This window comes from Polyangium sp. 6x1, assembly GCF_029946515.1.
Taxonomy (GTDB): Bacteria; Myxococcota_A; Polyangia; order Polyangiales; family Polyangiaceae; genus Polyangium.
Map to the genome: position 1 here is coordinate 153,454 of NZ_JARZHH010000012.1, position 15,938 is coordinate 169,391.

A 15,938-nucleotide genomic window follows, 5' to 3' on the forward strand; every position below is an offset into this window, starting at 1 on the left:
GCGCCGCGATGGGATCGGACGAGACCGATACGAATCAGGCGCGTGAAGACGTCGAGCTGCCCTCGGCGGCGTCGCCCTCCGGGGCCCTCACCGGCGCAGGCGTGTAGTAGAGGATGCGCCGGCAGTGCGGGCACTGCTCGAACTCGGCCTGGCGCAGCATCTTCTGGAACATCATCGGCGGGATGGTCAGGTGGCAGCCGAGGCACGTGCCGTCGTGCGTGGCTGCGATCGGGTGCGGGCGCCGCGTACGTACGGACTCGTAACGACGGTAGAGCGTCGTCGGCAGCTTCTTCACCGCGAGCTCGCGCTCCTTCACGCGCGCCGCTCGTTGCGTCTCAGCCGCGTCGAGCTGCCGCGTCGTGCCCTCGGCCGTGCCCTCGATCTGCTGCGTGATGTTCCGGTACTTGCCGTCGGTCACGTCGATCGACTTCTTCGCCGCTTCGGTCGCGGTGTTGAGGCGCTCGATCTCTTCCTCGCGGTCGCGGTGCAGCTTGCGCAGCTCCTCGATCTCGCGTTGCGCCGCGTTGCTCTCGCGCTCGTTCCGGGAGCGCGCGAGCTTCTCGCGGGAGCGCTCGATCTGCTGCGTCATCTGGCGCAGCTCGATCTGGAGCTCGCTCCGCGTCTTCTCCATCTGCGAGAGCATCTCGCGGTCCGCCTTGAGGCGCGCCTCGAGACCTCCCGCCTCCGTCCGCATCCCCTCCAAACTTCCCCGCTGCTTGCCGATCTGCTCCTCGAGCCTCCGCAGATCGTCGTCGATGGTCGCGAGCTCTTCGAGGGGTGCGATCTGGTCGCGGATACTCACGTGGATGCTCTGCTCCTTGCGAAAAGGGATAGGCCCACCTGGACTCGAACCAGGAACAGCCCGGTTATGAGCCGGGGGCTCTGACCGATTGAGCTATGGGCCCGTGGTCGCGTAGCCGCCCTTGGGCGACCGGGGGACAAGCTAGTCCAACATCGGGGCCGTTGGAAGGGGAGCGCCGCGTCATCGTTCACTTTGGGCTTGCTCCCCGGAAAGAGCCGTGCGGGCCCCACGCGTGCGCCGCGGGAAAAAACCTCGAAGCATCGAACTTTCAAGGACTTTCCGGCGCAGGCTTCGAACGCTCGGGCCCGTCCCGCGGCGGAAGGTTCATCCGGCCGAGCCGCGGCCGCTTGGCAGCGGGCGCGGGGCCCGCCCGCCCCCCGTCCTTCGGGTCACCGCAGCAGCGGAATCCAACCTGGTAGAAGCTGAACCACTCGTTGTGCGTCGAGGTGATCGGCCGGCAGCGCGCGCGGATCGGCCCCCAGTAGCCGCCCTTCAAGGACGAGCGGTACGGCGCTTCGAGGCGCTTGCCCTGGGGGTTGTCGACCCACTCGTCGACGTTGCCCGTCATGTCGTGGACGCCGAAGGGGCTGACGCAGCGGTGCATCTCGCCCGACGCGACGCGGGCGTCGAGCCTGTCGACCTCGGCCGAGACGCGCGCCGGATCCGAGAAGGCGTCGAAGTCCGGCGGCTCGACGCGTTTGTCGATGTTGCAGGCCTCGGCGTCGCGCTCGGCACCGTACGGGTAGGGCCACATGCCCGGGCCCTCGCAGGCGAACTCCCACTCCTCGACCGTGCAGAGGCGCTTGTCCTCGACCTCGCACGCGCGCCGCGCCTCGTTCCAGTCGGCCATGACCGCTGGCTTGACGCCTTCCATGTTGGGGTACTCGTAGACGTCGATGCAGAAGCGCCGGCGTTCGAGCCTGCCCTCGCAGAGGACCTCGGGGCCGAAGCGCTCGCACACGTCCTTCACGTCCTCGCGATACTTCAGGCATCGATGCCCGACGAACGGGCAGTAGATGCCGTCGACGAGCACCATGCCCGGTCCACACGCCGTCGCGCTCTCCGGGCTCACCTGCACGTACGAAGGCGGCGGCGGTTTTTCCTTGGGCGCGGGCGCGGGCGGCGGAGGCGGCGGCGGCGCTTCGATCGAGGTCGCGGTGGACGCAGAGGCCTCTTGCGCTTCACGACGCTCGGCCGCGCGCGGCGAGAGGAGGAGCGCCGCGAGCCCGAGCGAACCCGCGAGCACGAGCGGAAAGACGACGGCCTCGCGGGATCTCACCCGTCCTCGTGCGCCGCGTGATCGCCGGGCGAGGCTTGGTCGCGCTCGCGATCGATGAAGGGCTTCGGAGGCGGGCTTTCGATGCCGTCGATCGTGTCCGCGCAGCAGCGGAAGCCCACCTGGTAGAACGCGAACTTCGGGCCGTGCGTCTTCGTCGTGAGGCGACAGGTGTTGCGCACCGGACCCCAGTAGCCGCCGTTCAACGTCGAGGGCTGGTTCGTCTCGGGATCGTCGGCGAGGTTGTCGGTCCACTCGTCGACGTTGCCGGACATGTCGTACGCGCCGAACGCGCTGATGCACGCGGGGTGCGAGCCGATCGGATCAGCCTGCCAGAGCCGCGCGATCTCGGCCTCGCGCGTGCGCTCGTCGACCATCGCGTTCACGTCGAAGGGGATGGACGCGCGATCGACGTTGCACGGGCTCGGCTGGCGCACGAAGCCCCACGGGTACGGCAGCCGCTTCGGCCCTTCGCAAGCGAGGGTCCACTCGGAGCGGCGGCACAGGCGCTTGCCCACCGACTGACAAAGTTCTTTGGCCTCAAACCAATTCACGTAGACGCGCGGGCTCTCGCCGACGCGGTTCGGCCACTCGTGATGATCGATGCAATACCGGCGCGGATCGGGCTCGCCGCGGCACGGCACCCCGCGGACGTACTCGGCGCAGCCATGACCGAGCTCGCTCGATCGACGACCGCAGCGGTACTCGAGCTTGGGGCAGAAGTCGCCCTCGACGAGCGCCATGTCGGCCGGACAAGCGGCGCGCACGGCCAGGTCCGTGGAGAAACGATCGGCCGGCGTGAATGCGGGCTCCGCGGGATCCACGGACCCGCGCTCGTCGGGCGCGCGGGGGAGCGGCGCTTCGGGGGACGGCGGCGCGGGCTCGGATGCTGCGCGCGCGACCGATCGAACGGACACGACCGAGCGCTCCGCGAACAAAGCGAGGCCGCCGACCGCAAGGCCGACGCCCACCGAGATGATCACGCTCCTCGTCGTCGTACCCACGAGCTCCGCAGGGCTTCTCGATCGTTGCCCGTCATGCAAGTAGAACCGAGGAACCGCGAGGGGGAAAAATTTCGAGCGAGCAGGCGCGGCGCGGTCATCGCGTGTCGCTGAAAGAAGAGGGCGCCCGCGGAAGCGGTTGGTCCTCGCGCGCCAATCGGAGAGCCGGGAAGCCGTGGACAACACGGGAGCCGCAGCACGATGAGCGTGCTAGGTGTCGCCCGTCCATGGATCGCCTGGTCATTCGCGGCGCTCGCCAGCACAACCTCAAGGACGTCAGCCTCTCCCTCCCGCGGGATCGCTTGGTCGTCATCACCGGCCCGAGCGGCTCGGGGAAGTCGTCGCTCGCGTTCGACACGATCTACGCCGAGGGACAACGACGGTACGTTGAGTCGCTCTCGGCGTACGCGCGCCAGTTCCTCGAACAGCTCGCCAAGCCAGACGTCGAGTCGATCGAGGGGCTCTCGCCCGCGATCGCCATCGAGCAACGCGCGCTCGCGAAGAGCCCGCGATCCACGGTCGGGACCGTCACGGAGATCTCGGACTACCTGCGCCTGCTCTTCGCGCGCGTGGGCACGCCGCACTGCCCGAGCTGCGGCGCGCGGATCGAGGCGCAGACCGTGCAGCAGATCGTCGACCGGATCCTCGGCCTCGGCGAGGGTGCGCGCGTCACCGTGCTCGCCCCGATCGCCCGCGCGCGCCGCGGCGAGCTCAAGCTGGAGCTCGATCGCCTCCGCCGCGAAGGGTTTGTTCGCGCGCGGATCGACGGAGAAGTCGTGGATCTCGGCGACGAGATCGTCCTCGATCGGACGAAGGCGCACGACCTCGACGTGGTGATCGATCGCATCGTGGTGAAGGAGGGCGTCAAGGGTCGGGTCACGGACTCGGTCGAGCTCGCGCTGAAGCTCGGCGAGGGCCGTCTGCTCGCGGATCCGTCGACCGAGCGAGAGCGCGCGGAGCCGATCTGGATGAGCGAGCGCTTCGCCTGCATCGCCTGCGGCATCTCCCTGCCGCCGATCGAGCCACGGATGTTCTCGTTCAACGGGCCGCACGGCGCCTGCCCCGCGTGCGACGGCATCGGGTTCCGCACGCGGATCGATCCGGAACGCGTCGTACCGGATCCGAAGCGTACGCTGCGCGAGGGCGCGATCGTCGCGTGGGGTCGGCGCGGCTCGCTCGCGCTCTCGACGGAGACCGAGCGGGCGGTGACCTCGCTCGGCGTGAACCCGGACGTGCCGTTCCGTGATCTCTCGGAGGCCGATCGCAAGGCGCTGCTCTTCGGCGCGGAGGCGACCGCGGCGAAGGGGCGGAAGAAGGCGAAGGAGGGCTACGAGGGGATCGTGCCGCGGCTCGAGCGGCAGCTCGAACAAGGCGAGGGCGTGCTCTCCGGCGAGGACGATGACGATCTCGACGACGACGTCGCGGGGTCCGAGGACATCGGCCGGTACGCCGTCACGCGCGTGTGCGACGTCTGCAAGGGCAAGCGCCTGCGGGCCGAGGCGCTCGCGGTGAAGATCGCGGACAAGAACATCGCGGACATCGGCACGATGGCCCTGCGCACGGTGCGCGCGTTCCTCGAGACGATCGCGCACAAGGACGGGCCGCTTCAGCCGCGGGAGCGGGCGATCGCCGAGCCGCTCCTCCGCGCGGTGATCGCGCGGCTCGGCTTCCTCATCGACGTGGGCATCGACTACCTCACGCTCGATCGTTCCGCGCAGACGCTCTCCGGCGGCGAGGGGCAACGCATCCGGCTGGCGACGCAGATCGGCGCGGCGCTCGTGGGCGTGCTGTACGTGCTCGACGAGCCGAGCGTGGGCCTGCACGCGCGGGACAACGCGCGGCTGCTCGAAGCGCTGCGCAGGCTCGTGGATCTCGGCAACAGCGTGGTCGTGGTCGAGCACGACCGGGACGCGATCCTCGCGGCCGATCACGTGGTCGACATGGGGCCGGGGGCCGGCGTGCACGGCGGCAAGGTCGTGGCCGAGGGGACGCCGGCGGAGATCGCGAAGAACCCGCTGTCGGTCACCGGGCCCTGGCTCTCGGGCGACAAACACCTGCCGATCCCGACGAAGCGACGCAAGGGCGACGGGCGCGTGATCAAGCTCGTCGGCGCGCGCGCGCACAACCTCACCGGCGTTACCGTGGAGATCCCCGTCGGCGTGCTCTGCGCCGTCACGGGCGTCTCTGGCTCGGGCAAGTCGAGCCTCATCGTCGACACGCTCCTGCCCGCGGCGCGTTCCGCGCTCTACCGCACGAGCGCGCCGATCGGCGAGTGCGACGGCATCGAGGGCCTCTCGCACATCGACAAGGTCATCTCCATCGACCAGGCGCCCATCGGGCGGACGCCGCGTTCGAACCCGGCCACGTACACCGGCGTCTTCAGCTTGCTGCGCGAGATCTACGCGGGTTTGCCCGAGTCACGCGCGCGCGGCTACAAGGCGGGGCGCTTCTCGTTCAACGTGAAGGGCGGCCGCTGCGAGGCTTGCCAGGGCGACGGCGTGCTCCGCGTCGAGATGCACTTCCTGCCGGACGTGTTCGTCACGTGCGAGACGTGCGGCGGCAAGCGGTACAACCGCGAGACGCTGGAGGTGCTTTACCGCGGCATGTCGATCGCCGACGCGCTCGAGCTCACGGTCGATCAGGCGATCGAGCAGTTCGAGGCGATCCCGCGCGTCCGCGAGCGGCTCCTTGCCCTCGCGCGGGTGGGGCTCGGCTACATCCGGCTCGGACAACCGGCGACGACCATCTCCGGCGGCGAGGCGCAACGCGTCAAGCTCGCGCGCGAGCTGGCGCGCAAGGCCACGGGGCGCACGCTGTACGTCCTCGACGAACCCACGACGGGCCTGCATTTCTCGGACATCGAGGTGCTGATCGGGGCGCTGTCGAGCTTGCGGGACGCGGGGAACACGGTCGTGGTGATCGAGCACAACCTCGACGTGGTCGCGTGCAGCGACTGGGTGATCGACATGGGGCCGGAGGGGGGCGAGCGCGGCGGGTTCGTCGTGGCGTGCGGACCGCCGGAGCACGTGGCCTCCGTCCCGGAATCGCATACCGGGCGGTACCTGCGCGAGGTCCTCGAATCCGGCCGCAAGCGGCCCGGAAAACGCGCCAAGTAGCCCAAGACGCCCCTACGAGAGACAGCAGGGACGAACCCCGGGTAGCGCCCCGCCCGCGCGGGGCGCTTAGGGGGTTGGCGTAGGCCAACCCCCTGTCACAAAAGGGTTGGCCTAAGCCAACCCCCTGCCACCAAAGATCAGCCGAAGTCTTTTTCGGCGCGCTCCTGATCCTCTTTGCAGCGGATGCAGAGGCTCGTCTCGGGGCGGGCTTCGAGGCGCTTTTGCGCGATCTCTTCCTCGCACTCCTCGCACTGACCGAACGTTCCGTCCTCGATCTTGATCAGCGCCTTCTCGATCTTGTCGAGGAACGACTTCTCCCGGCCGCGAAGCCGGAACGTGAAGGATTGCAGATACTCGCTCGATGCGAGGTCCATCTCATCGGGGAGATCGCTCGCGTCGAGGGCCATGTCCTCACTCAGGGTCTGCTTTGCTTTCTTGACGATTTCGTCTCGCTTCGCCTCGAGCAAAGCCTTGAACTTCTTGAGCTGGGCCTTGTTCATTTTGCAATTCCCTCGACGTGTCGCCCTTTGGGTGCCCCCCGCTTCATGCAATCCGGGCACCTCGACGAAGTACGGCCAGAGACGGACGAATGCCGTCCATTTCCGGCCCTCCCTTGCAGGAGGGCGCGGAAGGCTAGGCGACGGATTCCCTGACGTCAACCACGGTCGAGACCGGCCGAGATGCAGGTTTGACGACTTCCTCTCGACGTGGGACAAAACCTTCCACCTTGCTGGAATTCGACATCAACCGAAAAACAAGCGAACCCCGCGATGCCGCCACCGTCATTGTCGTGCGCGATGGCTCGCAAGGACTCGAGGTCTTCTGTGTGCGCCGTCACGCGAAGTCCGCGTTCATGGGCGGGGCGCTCGTCTTTCCGGGCGGCAAGGTCGATCCGTCGGACCTCGATCCGGCCTGGGAAACCGCGGCAAACGCCGCGGACGCGCGGGTTCTGGCGATGGCCGAGCGGACGAGCGCGCTCGGGCTTTGCGTCGCGGCTTGCCGGGAGACGCTCGAAGAGGGGCGGATCCTGCCGGTCACGCCCGGGGCGGCGGGCGCGGAGCTCGACGCCATCGCGGCCGAGCTCGTCGCGGGGACGCCGCTGCTGGACGCGCTCGCCCGGCGCGGCAGGCGCCTCGCGCTGGACAGGCTCGCTCCGTTCGCGCGGTGGGTCACGCCCGTGGCCGAGTCCCGTCGGTTTGATGCTCGGTTCTTCCTGCTCCCTTTGCCCGAGGGACAGGAGGGACGGCACGACGAGCACGAGACCACGATGAGCCTCTGGGCGCGGCCCGCCGATGTCCTCGACGCCGCGGCGGAAGGGCGTTTCTTTCTCGCGCCGCCGACGTCGCGCACCCTGGAATTGCTCGCGGGCGAGCGAGACGTGCACGGTGCGCTCGCCCTCGCCAGGCGGCAGACGCTCCTGCCGATCTGCCCGGAGTTCGTCCCGGGCGAGGGCGACGCTCCGCCTTTCATCGCTTTGCCCGGTGATCCTGCACACTCTGTGAGGGAGCGACGGGTCGACGGGCCCAGCCGCTACGTCCTGCGCGATGGCCGTTTTGCTGCCGAGGACGCGCCTGAGTTCGGCAAAGGATTCGCTTCTCCCGATGTGCCGGGGGTCGAGACGAGCCTCGACGAGCGGGACGTTGCGACTTCGGTGGACGATGGGGGTTCGGGGACTTAGCTCCCTTTTGTCGGAGCTAGAGCCCCCGAGAGAGTGGACTGGGCCGAGGAGGCCGGAAGTCATGGAAGCCAAAGAAAACACGACGCCGACCACGACCACGACGACGACGAACCAGCCGGAGCTGTTCACCGCGAGCGACGTGGCGCGGTTTTGCCAAGTGGATCTGAAGACCATCCACAACTGGGCGGACAAGGGGGAGATCCGGCATTTCCGGACGCCGGGCAGGCACCTCCGCTTCCGGAGGCTCGACGTCCTCGATTTCCTGCGGAAATACGGCTACCCGATCCCCGAGGTGTTGCGCCTCGGCAAACCCAAGGTCGTCGCCGTCGATGACGATCCGGTCGTGCTCGCCTCGCTGCGCAAGGCGCTGAGCAAGCGCTTCGAGCTGACGACGTTCCAGGATCCGTTCGACGCGCTCGTGGCCGTCGGCAGCATCCAGCCCGACGCCATGGTCTTCGACGTGCGGATGCCCGGGCTCGACGGCGTGAAGTGCCTCGAACGGCTCCGGTCGATCGACACGACCTCCCACATTCGCTGCATCGTCTACTCGGACGCCGAGGAGATGAAGAAAAACGCGACGGAGGCCGGGGCCTACGACTTCATCAAGAAGGGCGAGGCGGCGGAGCTGCGCGACTCGCTGGAGCGGCTGATGGGCCTCGAGCGGGAGTGACCCGGACGGGTCATTTGCCTTCGCGGTAGGCGCGGATCGCGTTCGCCACGGCGTCGGCGAGCTTCTGCCGATAGTCGGCCGTGGCGAGGCGGGCCTCGTCGTCCGGGTTCGAGATGAACGACGTCTCGAACAGGACGGCGGGCATGTCCGCGCCGACGAGCACGAAGAAGCCCGCGGTCTTCGTGCCCTGATCCTTCGTGTCGGGCCAGCGCACGCCGAGCGACGCGAGCGCGGAGCGCTGGACCAGATCGGCGACGTGGCGCGACCGGGCCATGAGGTCGCCGACGTCGAGGTTCGACGCGATGAGCGCCATCTCCTCGTCGATGGAGCGCGCGTCGCCCTCGTCGCCGCTCTTGCGCGGGCGGGAGGCGTTCTCCCGGGCGGCCACGCGCATGGCGAGGCCCTCGGGATCCCGCACGCGGTCGAGCGAGAACGTCATGGGCCCGCGCGCCGTTCCGCTCTCGGACGCGTTGCAGTGGACGGAGACGAAGAGATCCGCGTGGAACGCATTGGCCCGCGCGGTGCGGAGGTCGAGCGGGACGTACGTGTCGTCGTCGCGCGTGAGCAAGGTCTCGATGCCGAGCTCACGCGAGACGATGGTCGCGGCGCGGTGCGCGATGTCCAGCGTGACGTCCTTCTCCTTGAGGCCCGTGGGCCCGACGGCGCCCGTGTCGTTGCCGCCGTGGCCGGGATCGAGGACGACGCGGCGCACCTCGCGTTTGCCCGAGGCGTCCTGTTCGTCCTTCCGAACCGGCGGGCGCGTGCTCACGTCGACGACGATGCGGAACGGGTCGGGTAGGTAAAAAACGCGGCGATAGAGCGAGGCGGCGAGGTCGAGGACGACGCGGGTGCCGCCGTCCTCCTGGGCGCCGAGGCGGACGCGACGCACGACGCCGCCGACCTCGGTCTCGCGCTTGACGCCCTTGGAGCTCGCGCGTGCGATGTCCACGAACACACGCGCATCCTTGCCCGCGGCGGCGTCGGCGCCGAGCGTCCCGACCTGGAAGGTGGTCGGGCCACTCAGGTGGATGACCACGCGGCCGCCCTTCTCGGAGCCGAAGGGTTCGATCGCGACGATCTTCACCGGCTCCTTCGCCGCGACCGCGTCCCGCGGGGTCACGACGACCTGGCCCTCGGAAGCGGCCTGGGCCGAGGAAGCGGGCGCCTCGGGCGCAGACTCGGGCGAGACGGCGCCCGAAGGCGGCGGGGAGGCGGCGAACGCCGAGGGGGAAGGCGCGCCGCGCGAGGCGGACTCCGAGGCGAGGTCGCCTTCCCGTTCGAGGGCGCGGAGCGCGTCGCCGCGGGGGCGATACGCGGACGACATGGCGAGAGCGCGCTCGAGGGCGGCGTGGCAAGGCGTGCGCGGGGCGAGGACGGCCTGGCGGCGCGAGGCGAGGTAGGTCTCGCGGTAGGAGACGGCGGCGTCGCGGGCGAGCTCGCCGGCGAGCAGGGCGCGGCGGCGATCGGCCTCGCAGCCCGGGAGGGAGCCGGCGGCGGCGCTCGCGGAGGCGGCGTAGAGCTCGAGGGCCTCGCGGGCGTCGGCCTCGGCCTGATCGACGCGGAAGGAGCGGGCGCGGAGGTCGCCGGCGAGCATGGCGAGGGCGGCGCCGCGCTCGGTACGTCCGGCGCGGGAGGAGGCGATGGCGACGGCGTCGGCGAGGGCGACGACCTCCGCGCGGGCAGGGAGCGCGGCGGCGGGGTCGAGCAGGGCCTGGGCGCGCTGTTCGTCGCTCGGGGGCGGCGCGGGTGGGCTCGACGCACCCGAATTACAGCCGAGCGTCGGCGTACCGAACGCAAAAAGGATCGCCGCGGCGCGGAGGGCAGAGATACCATGGCAGCGCTGCACCGCGGTACGCCGGTGGACCGCGAACGACGGGGCAGCGCCCGCGGCGACCCCACTCGCCGCGGGGCCCGAGCACATCTTCCGGAGGATCCCCGTGTCCGACTCCACGCCCACCTCGATCCCGATCTACGCCGACCGGCTCTCCGGCGAAAACTTTGCCGACGCGACTGCGATGGTCAACGCGTATCTCCGCCGCTACGTCGCGAAATACCTCCCGGCGAGCGACGCGGGTCACGAGGGGCATGTGCTCGACGACGGCGGATACGCCCACGTGCAACGCGGGGCGGTCACGATCGGGATCAACGTGCTCGAACGGCAGGGCGTCCTGATGATCTTCGCGCCCATCATGGCGGTGCCGCTCCGGGGGCGGGAGGGTTTTTACCGGAAGCTGCTCGAGCTGTCGTTCGTACGCACGAGCGACGCGGCGTTCGCGATCGACGCGGCGCGCGACGACGTGGTCGTGCGGTGCCTGCGGCGCCTATCCGCGCTCGATTACGAGGAGTTCGAGGACATCGTGACCACCGTGGGCGATGTGGCGGACGAGTGGCAGAACAAGCTCGTCGCCGAGTTCGGGGGAAACGAAAAGGTTGCCTCCGCGTTCGGCGACTGACGCCGCGCGGGCCGCCTCCACGATCGACGCCGCTGCGTTGCCGCTCGCACGCGACGGGTGATACGTTCTCGTCTGGTCATGACTGTCCAAGAACCCCAAGCGAAGCCGCGAGTCCCCACGCCGGACGAGCTGGATCGGCTCGCGTTGCAGTACAAGCCGTCCTGGGAGCAAGACGATCCGCCCGTGGCCCTCGCGCCCGAGGTCGCGGCGAGTCCGGTCGTGGCCGCTCCGCCCAAGCCGACGCGCGCCGAACCGCCTGCAAAGGCGATGGAGAACGGCGCCGCGAAGGCAAACGGTGCACCCGCGCCGCTCGTAAACGGCGCCGCGAAGGCGGCGGATGCGAAGGCCGCGGATGCGAAGGCCGACGCGCCGAAGGCCGACGCGCCGAAGGCCGACGCGCCGAAGGCCGAAGAAGCGAAGGCCGACGCACCGAAGGCTGAGGAAACCAAAGCTGACGATGCGAAGGTCGACGATGCGAAGGTCGACGCACCGAAGGCCGAGGAAGCGAAAGCCGACGAGGCTAAGGTCGACGAGGCTAAGGTCGACGAGGCTAAGGTCGACGAGGCTAAGGTCGACGAGGCTAAGGTCGACAAGGCTAAGGTCGACGCGCCGAAGGCCGAAGAAGCAAACGTCGACGATGCGAAGGCCGACGATGCGCAGCCGGTCGCGGAAAAGGTCGACGACGCGCCCGCGATCGCGGCAGCGCCTCCCGCTTCGCCTCCGGTGGACGACGTGAACCTCGCGCGCATGGACGCCGCGATGGCCGACGAGCCGCCCGAGATCCCCGTGAGCGGACCGCCGAAGGGGATCTTCGTGAAGGTCGCGGTCGCGCTCATCGGGCTCGGCGGGCTCGCGTTCGCCGCAAAGGGGCTCCTCGGCGACGCGGACAAACCCACGCCGCCGCCGGTCACGACAAACGCAGCCGAGGCGCCGAAGCCCGCGCCGAGCCCGACGCAGAACGCTGCTCCTGCACCTACGGAGGCGATGCAAGCGCCTCCCGCGGAGACCGCTGCCACGCCTCCCGCGCCGGAGCCCCCTCCCCCGACGCCCACGGCCACCGCGACGACGGCCCCCACGAGCGAGCCCACGGCCGCCGCGACGGCGCCGCAGGCCGAGCCGCCGAAGGTCGAACCGCCGAAGCCGATCGCGACGGCTACCGCCACCACGAAAAAACCCGCTGCGTCTGCACCAACGACGGCAAAAACTGCGGCGCCCAAGCCCACCGCGACGACCGCCCCGAAGCCCGGCGGCGGCATCATTCGCGAGACGCCGTTCTGAGCCCTCGCTAATCGCTTGCCCGTGCCCTCCTCGGGGTGCGAAGAATGCCGACAAGAAGACCGCATCGCCGGCCGTCGCGATGCACCGAGGGTTCGATGAAGACACGCGCTTGCGCCACCGCCTTGTTCCTTTCGCTCACGGTCCCTGCCCTCCTCGGCGAGGCGGGGATCGCTCCCGACCTCATGGAAGCTCGCGCCTTCGCGCAGGCCGACGCCGTGACCGAGGTCGCTCGACAACGCTACGAGGAGGGCGTGAAGGCGTTCGACGCCGGTCGCTTCGAGGACGCGCGCTCCGCGTTCCTGCAAGCCTACGCGCTGAAGCGTCACCCCGCCGTGCTGCTCAACCTCGGCCAGAGCGAGCTGCGCTCGAACCACCCCGAGGACGCAGGCATGCACCTGCAGCAGTTCCTCCGCGACATGCCCTCGGCCTCGCCCGATCAGAAGACCACCGCCGAGAAGGGCATCAACGAGGCGAAGAAGAAGACCGGGCACATCGTGGTGATCGTCGACGCGAACGGCGCCGACGTGTCCATCGATGGAACGAGCTACGGCAAGTCGCCGCTGCTCAACGTGATCTTCGTCAAGCCGGGCACGCACGCAGTCACGGCGACGTACGGCGGCAAGACCACCACCACGAAGGTCGACGCGAAGCAGGGCTCGGCCACCGCGGCGAACCTCGTGCTCGGCGTCGGTGGTGCCGCATCGCCTCCGCCTCCGCCGCCTCCGCCGCCTCCGCCGCCTCCGCCGCCGGCCGCTGCGCCGACGCCCACGCCGCCGCAGGCGTCGCCGACGCCCGCCGCGAACCCCTACGGCCCGCAAGCGAGCACGGGCACGCCGCCCGCGGGCTCTGCAACCGCGAGCTCGGGCCTTCCGCCGGTCGACGGGGGCGTGATCGCACCGCAGGGCCCGGACGGCAGCGCCGACACGACGACGGGCACGCGTGAGCCGTTCCTGAAGTGGTACACGCACAAGCCCATCGCGTGGGTCGGCTCGGGCGTCGCGGTGATCGGCCTCGGCCTCGGCATCGGCTTCTCGGTCGGCGCGAGCGTCGCGAGCGGAAAGGCCGACGAGCACGCCGCCGAGATCCGCACGTACGCGGCGAACGATCCGAGCACGAACTTCGGCAAGAACCCGCCCTGCGGATCGACCGAGTCGCCCGGCAGCGATCTGCCGAACTACGAGCAGGCCTGCGGCGTGCTCCGCAAGGATCTCTCCGACTACGACACGAACGTCGCCGTGGCCACGACCGGCTGGGTGCTCTTCGGCGTCGGCGCGATCGGCACGGGCGTCTACGCGTTGCTCGACTGGTACCTGCCGAAGAAGAACGCGACCTCGACGACCGCGTCGAACAGCGGCCCGCGTGTCCTCGCGGTCACGCCGAGCGTCTCGTCGACGTATCAAGGGCTCGGCGTCGTCGGCACGTTCTGAGACGACCTCCCCGTCGCTCCCGCGGCGCGCAGGAGATCCCGCATCGTCGATCGCGGGACCGACGCGCGCCGCGCCGCTTCACTCGCATTCCCACCCGTCTCCTCGAAGATCCGCCGCGCGTCGTCGGGGCGAAGTTTGACCCGGCGTCCGCTTCGCTCCGCGAGCACCGATGTGACGTGCTCGGCCTGGATCACGCCCGGCGCGCGTACGGCCGCCTGCACGATCACGTTTCGGAGCTCGCGCACGTTGCCCGGCCAACTCGAAGCGCGGAGGACCACGAGCGCGCCGGGCGAGAGCTCACGCGGGCCGATCTCCGAGGTCGCGAAGAGATGCGTGCAGAGCGCCGCGATGTCCTCGGTGCGCTCGCGCAGCGACGGCACACGCACGAAGCACACCGCGAGCCGCTCGTAGAGATCGGCCCGGAACCGACGCGCCGCCACCATCTGTTCGAGCGGCTCGCACGTCGCCACCACGAGCCGCACGTCGACGGGCACGGCCGTCTCCGATCCGAGCGGCCGCACGATCCCCCCTTCCACGACGCGCAGGAGCTTCGCCTGCACGTCGAGCGGGAGCGCCGCGATCTCGTCGAGGAAGAGCGTGCCTTGATGCGCCTCGCGGAACGCGCCGCGTCGATCGCGGAGCGCGCCCGTGAACGCGCCGCGCTGATGACCGAAGAGCTCCGACTCCGCGAGCTCGCGCGAGATCGTCGCCGCGTTGAGCGCCACGAACGGTCTGTCCTTGCGCAGACTCTCGTCGTGCAGCGCGCGCGCCACGAGGTCCTTGCCCGTCCCCGACTCGCCGCGGAGCATCACGGGCAGCTTGAGCGGCGCGAGCCTGCGCACCTCGCCGCCGAGACGACGCATCGGCGCGCTCCGGCCCACGAGGTGCGAGAGCAGCGCGCCCCGGTGTGGCTCGCTTGCGATCGTGCTGCCCTCGACGCGCACCACAGCGCGACCGAGCTCGACCGCGCTCCCCGTCGAGAGAAAGGCCCGCGCGACGCGCGTGCCCGCGACCCGCATCCCGTTGCGTGATCCGAGATCGACCGCCTCGATCACGCTGCCTCGGTGCACGAGCGCCGCGTGGCGCGCGCTCACCGTTCGATCGACGAGCCGCACGTCCACGCCCTCCCCCGAGCCGAGGACGATCTCCTCGCCGGGGCCGAGCCGCAAGGCGCGCTCATCGCCGCCATCGTCCACGCGGATCCACGCAGCGCCGAGCGCTGCGTCGCCTCCGCCGATCTCCACCGTCGCGTCCCGCGCACGTTCGTTCTTCACGAACGCTTCATCGACACGGCGCGGGGCGCGGTTGCGTGAAAAGTCGCGCCTCGTTCAGAACGACGAGGCGATCGTGGACTGCGCGCGCACCTTCCCGCCGCGGAGCGGATCGAACGTGACACGCAGGCCCACCTGGAAAAACCCGTAGACGCTCGGCGACGTCTCCGGATCGGGGCGCAGGCGGTACGAGCCGACCGTCCCTTCGAGGAACGGCCCGAAGCCGAAGACCGGGTGCGGGTAGAACGTGCCGCCGAGCGTGATCCGCGCGAAGTCGATGCCCTGCGAGCGCCCGATGCCGAGGTCCGGGGCGGCGCCGGTCTCGGGCGCCTCGACGAGCGAGGTGCGAAAGCCCACGCCGTAGCTCGCGTAAGGATCGAAGGCGATGCCCTGCGCGAGGTGGTAGACGAGGCGCATCCCGACGCCGAGCGTGCTGCCCGAGCACGCGGCGCAGTCCTCGCCGCCGCCGAGCATCCCGTAGTTCCCTTCGAGCTCGAAGGATACGTGCCGGCTCAGGCCGAATCCGAGCCCGACCGAGACCCCCGGCCCCCCGGACACGAGGTCGCCCACCGTGACGCCCGAGGCGATGCTGCCGAGGGGCACGACGTAGCCGCCCCCCACGGACAGGAGGAAGGCCCCTTTGCGCCAGTCGGGCGCGTACGCCCTCGGGGTCCCGGCGCCCGGCTCCGGCGGCTCCTCGGCCTGGGCGGCGTCGACCTGGGCCGGATCGGGCGTCTGCGCGAGGGCGGGCAAGGGTGCCACGACGAGCGCGGCGGCGACGAACGCGCGAAAGGAGCGGGGGAGCGTCACGGCAGGGCTCTAGAACGACCACGGCCCGCGCGCAAAGCGCAAAGCGCACGGCCCTCGGGAACCTTGTTCGGCCGCCGCGTATGAGCGCGCCCACGACGGAGGGGGGCCCGGGGGGGGACCGGGGAGGGCCCCTGCGGGAGACCCAACGAGGAACTA

Annotated in this window: 13 protein-coding genes and 1 tRNA gene; 6 read left to right on the forward strand and 8 right to left on the reverse strand. The window is 70.2% G+C overall.

What is annotated here, in order from left to right; translation table 11 throughout:
* Positions 1-34: 34 nt before the first annotated feature.
* The 4 genes from QHF85_RS14745 to QHF85_RS14760 all read right to left on the reverse strand — a co-directional run bounded on the left by QHF85_RS14745 (position 35) and on the right by QHF85_RS14760 (position 3,082).
* Positions 35-802 carry a C4-type zinc ribbon domain-containing protein gene (locus QHF85_RS14745; protein ID WP_281327805.1) on the reverse strand — a complete coding sequence of 256 codons (768 nt, stop codon included), beginning with the start codon at positions 800-802 and terminating at the stop codon, positions 35-37.
* Positions 803-831: 29 nt separating this feature from the next.
* A tRNA-Ile gene (locus QHF85_RS14750) sits at positions 832-905 on the reverse strand.
* A 165-nt stretch (positions 906-1,070) separates the two neighbouring features.
* On the reverse strand, positions 1,071-2,081 hold the full coding sequence (locus tag QHF85_RS14755) for an SUMF1/EgtB/PvdO family nonheme iron enzyme (protein ID WP_281327806.1): 1,011 nt from the start codon (positions 2,079-2,081) through the stop codon (positions 1,071-1,073).
* Complete coding sequence (locus QHF85_RS14760) at positions 2,078-3,082, reverse strand: SUMF1/EgtB/PvdO family nonheme iron enzyme (protein WP_281327807.1); 1,005 nt, start codon at positions 3,080-3,082, stop codon at positions 2,078-2,080. The genes QHF85_RS14755 and QHF85_RS14760 overlap by 4 nt, the downstream gene beginning before the upstream one ends.
* A 224-nt stretch (positions 3,083-3,306) precedes the next feature.
* On the opposite strand from QHF85_RS14760, the gene uvrA reads away from it, so the two are divergent.
* Positions 3,307-6,195, forward strand: a complete 2,889-nt coding sequence (gene uvrA / locus QHF85_RS14765) for an excinuclease ABC subunit UvrA (RefSeq protein ID WP_281327808.1) — start codon at positions 3,307-3,309, stop codon at positions 6,193-6,195.
* Positions 6,196-6,332: 137 nt separating this feature from the next.
* On the opposite strand, the gene QHF85_RS14770 is transcribed toward uvrA, so the two are convergent.
* Positions 6,333-6,695: a TraR/DksA C4-type zinc finger protein gene (locus tag QHF85_RS14770; protein ID WP_136929978.1), complete on the reverse strand. Its 363-nt coding sequence runs from the start codon at positions 6,693-6,695 to the stop codon at positions 6,333-6,335.
* A gap of 326 nt (positions 6,696-7,021) precedes the next feature.
* Here QHF85_RS14770 and QHF85_RS14775 point away from each other — a divergent pair, with 326 nt between their 5' ends.
* On the forward strand, positions 7,022-7,873 hold the full coding sequence (locus tag QHF85_RS14775) for a hypothetical protein (protein ID WP_281327809.1): 852 nt from the start codon (positions 7,022-7,024) through the stop codon (positions 7,871-7,873).
* 61 nt (positions 7,874-7,934) lie between these two features.
* Positions 7,935-8,543, forward strand: coding sequence for a response regulator (locus QHF85_RS14780; protein WP_272427004.1), 609 nt, complete (start codon positions 7,935-7,937; stop codon positions 8,541-8,543).
* A gap of 10 nt (positions 8,544-8,553) precedes the next feature.
* Here QHF85_RS14780 and QHF85_RS14785 read toward each other — a convergent pair whose 3' ends face one another.
* Entirely contained in the window at positions 8,554-10,494 is a 1,941-nt protein-coding gene (locus QHF85_RS14785; protein ID WP_281327810.1) for an N-acetylmuramoyl-L-alanine amidase, read from the reverse strand.
* On the opposite strand from QHF85_RS14785, the gene QHF85_RS14790 reads away from it, so the two are divergent.
* The 3 genes from QHF85_RS14790 to QHF85_RS14800 all read left to right on the forward strand — a co-directional run bounded on the left by QHF85_RS14790 (position 10,481) and on the right by QHF85_RS14800 (position 13,701).
* A complete protein-coding gene (locus tag QHF85_RS14790) occupies positions 10,481-10,996 on the forward strand; it encodes a YbjN domain-containing protein (protein WP_281327811.1) in 516 nt (171 codons plus the stop codon). The two genes, QHF85_RS14785 and QHF85_RS14790, sit on opposite strands and share 14 nt — an antisense overlap.
* A 78-nt stretch (positions 10,997-11,074) precedes the next feature.
* On the forward strand, positions 11,075-12,274 hold the full coding sequence (locus QHF85_RS14795; protein WP_281327812.1) for a hypothetical protein: 1,200 nt from the start codon (positions 11,075-11,077) through the stop codon (positions 12,272-12,274).
* A 95-nt stretch (positions 12,275-12,369) separates the two neighbouring features.
* On the forward strand, positions 12,370-13,701 hold the full coding sequence (locus tag QHF85_RS14800; protein ID WP_281327813.1) for a PEGA domain-containing protein: 1,332 nt from the start codon (positions 12,370-12,372) through the stop codon (positions 13,699-13,701).
* Here the strand turns inward: QHF85_RS14800 and QHF85_RS14805 are convergent.
* Positions 13,671-14,975 (reverse strand): sigma 54-interacting transcriptional regulator, encoded by a 1,305-nt coding sequence (locus tag QHF85_RS14805; protein ID WP_281327814.1) that lies wholly within the window; start codon positions 14,973-14,975, stop codon positions 13,671-13,673. The genes QHF85_RS14800 and QHF85_RS14805 overlap by 31 nt on opposite strands.
* 54 nt (positions 14,976-15,029) lie before the next feature.
* Positions 15,030-15,782, reverse strand: a complete 753-nt coding sequence (locus QHF85_RS14810) for a hypothetical protein (protein ID WP_281327815.1) — start codon at positions 15,780-15,782, stop codon at positions 15,030-15,032.
* Positions 15,783-15,938: the final 156 nt, after the last annotated feature.